Consider the following 2,721-nt stretch of genomic DNA (forward strand, 5'->3'; position numbering starts at 1 on the left):
CGACCGGACGAGCGCAGCACCCCTTGACGGAGCGACGAAGGTCGATATACTCCCGCGACGGAACAAAGCCATGGATGTCACACATTAGACACAAACGGTGAAATTACACCACTTGACGGGACACTACCCAGACCGTCCCACCAGTTGCCCCAGCACAAATGTAGGAGGAACTTATGACATTGTGGTCCATGATGGCAAAAGTTCAAGGACATTCGTGTTGATTTTCGGGGGATGTCCGTTCTTGCAAGATGAGAAAGACGGGATCACCATGTATGCTGATGTTCCGGATGCGAGAAACCTGTTCCAATAACCACCGATCCTGTTCAGCGATGAATTTCCAACCACCCCGTTTCACTATGGCCTGATCCTTCGTTTCAAGCCTATCCCGCCCCATCCCAAGTGTTGAATACCATTTTTGTCAGACGGTGAAGGGAGAATAGATGGACCCCTGCGATCTGCAAGTTCTCTGGAAGTTTTCCTGTGTCGTGTCACAGATTGTGAACCCGCCTGGTCTCCCACACCTGGTTTATATGTCCCATGGCATGACCCGCAAGCAACTTCATCAGGAATCGGACGGACACCACTTCACCGTTTTCCCGGACTACGGTTCTGTCCAGCGCATCGGGCAACACGTGACATATGCCAAGGATATGTTGTCTCATCAAACTGAACAGTTGAACCTCCACATGAATGGGGCGGCGCGCGTATGCCGCTCCAACCGCCCACTGATCCGGATTGTATGAACTTCTGGTAAAGATCCGTCCGGGTTCTGCCAATGCGAATTTCATCGTGATCGCAGTCGTCACATCGGAATCCACAAGGTGTAAAACCGTCTCTCTGATGGACCACTTTCCGGGCGCTCGACGCAAGTCGAACTGTCTCTCATCCAAGCCCGTTAAAGCTTCTTGCAGCAAAATGGGCCCTCTCTGATAGCCGGAAATAATTTGTTCATCTGAGACGTCCAATTCCTCGTGAAAAGACAGCAAATATCCGTCCGGATCGGAAATGACGAGCGTGTGCCAGTATTCCTCCTGCTCGAAAGAGACGTCTGCAAGCCTGTGGCTCGCACAATCCTCGGCGAGCCGTTTCAGATTCGAACCTTGAAAATAAACGCGCTTTCCCGGGGCAGGCTCATCAAATGCGGCTTTCAGGAAGACACCCACATCGACTGCCGGATGGGTCAACGGCACCAGTAGGATTCCATGACCATCAGGCAAACGGACTTGAGCAACACCGGTTTCACCTTCAAAATAGACAACAGAGCATCCAACTTTCTTATAAAATTCGACGGATCGGTGTAGATCCGCAACCCGTAACAATACATCAGCCTTGCTCAAGCCGTTCTCCCCCCGTACCCTTTCGTGATGGCTGAGCGACTTAGGTGTTCCAAAAATACCCGCGAGCACGAGCGCTCACATGCAACTGCGATGCCACATGTTGCAGGAGTTCGGGACAGAAATAGTAGTCCGCCACACCACGGATGCGTTCGCCGTCTTCTGTCACCCGAATGATGGTATCCAGCTTCTCTTCTCCGTTTTCCATTGCAAATACCCCAATGAAAGATGTCGAGTCCCAGTCGAAGTATGCGCCACGCATGGGAATCGGATCCTGGGCCCAGTCAGATAGGGAATTTTTGCGAATGGTGTCCCTCCCATATTCCTGCGTCACGCCAACGATGTCAGCCACGGCGTGTTCGTCCAACAGTGCGGCAATGCCATCTGCGTCACGCTTGTTGAATGCCTCTAGATACGCATTCACGACGGCAGGTGGCACTTTCTTTACAGCACGGCCAACGGGTGCGCAGGCGCGGTTGCCCTGTAGCGTTCTCCGAGCTCTGTGCAAAGCCGCCTTGACAGCCCCTTCGGTGATCACCAGCATCTCTGCCGTTTCGCGAGCACTGAAATCAAACACGTCCATGAGCAAAAGAATTACCCTTTGCCTTGGTGGCAGCAATCGAATGAGATCTTCCATGGAGCCAATGACGTCCGCACGATCCACCTCATCCGGCGCAGGTATTGCACGCAGAAAACGGTCGTCCTGTGACACCAAGCGAGCCCGTCGACACCAATCGATCCACAGGTTGCTCGCCATACGAAACAAATAGGCTCTCATATTCACGACCTGATACAGGTGTGCCATGTGTGCAAACGTCTTTACAATTGTTTCTTGCACCAAATCTTCCGCGTCCCATGGCGAACGTGTCAGATACAAACAATAGTTCCACAGCTCTGGGCGAAACGCGACGATGAGGTTCTCAAACTCCTTTCGCAACTCACGTGAGGCGGTCTGAACAGATTCCATTTCATATTGCTCCTTTCGTCTGTGTCATCAACATGACGAGTGAGATCACAAAAAGGATACGGTATGTGAAAAACTCATTTTTAGTATCATTTTTCTGCTTATGCGGATGATTATCCGGCGAGCTTGGGGGGATGATGGATATGCATATGGGTATTGGAAGCTGACCCACATGCTCCGGCAAGAGCCTGGGCTCGTGATTAACGAGAAGAAGGTGTACCGTCTGTGTAAGGAACTGGATATCCTTCGCCCACAACGGAAAATCCACCCGAAACATCCGGGAAAACTGGCACAGCACCGCACCATCACGGCGCCAAACCAGCTCTGAGACCCGAGTTCGACAGTTGGTAGTCACACAAAGTCCCGCGAAGTCAAGCCCGACATGGATTCGCAAGACCTGTGGATAACTCGTGTAGTAACTAC

The 2,721-nt window shown here is 51.9% G+C and carries 2 protein-coding genes and 1 pseudogene; 1 reads left to right on the plus strand and 2 read right to left on the minus strand.

Annotated elements, in window-relative coordinates; genetic code table 11:
• Positions 1-488: 488 nt before the first annotated feature.
• Positions 489-1,337: a DinB family protein gene (locus BM357_RS18585; RefSeq protein ID WP_175511595.1), complete on the minus strand. Its 849-nt coding sequence runs from the start codon at positions 1,335-1,337 to the stop codon at positions 489-491.
• Positions 1,338-1,377: 40 nt separating this feature from the next.
• A complete protein-coding gene (locus BM357_RS18590; RefSeq protein WP_074956889.1) occupies positions 1,378-2,301 on the minus strand; it encodes a sigma-70 family RNA polymerase sigma factor in 924 nt (307 codons plus the stop codon).
• Between the two features lie 133 nt (positions 2,302-2,434).
• On the opposite strand from BM357_RS18590, the pseudogene BM357_RS18595 reads away from it, so the two are divergent.
• Positions 2,435-2,623 (plus strand): annotated as a pseudogene (locus BM357_RS18595) (helix-turn-helix domain-containing protein); the annotation flags it as partial.
• Between the last annotated feature and the right edge of the window lie 98 nt (positions 2,624-2,721).

The organism is Paenalicyclobacillus macrosporangiidus, assembly GCF_900116805.1.
GTDB classification, from domain to species: domain Bacteria; phylum Bacillota; class Bacilli; order Alicyclobacillales; family Alicyclobacillaceae; genus Alicyclobacillus_H; species Alicyclobacillus_H macrosporangiidus.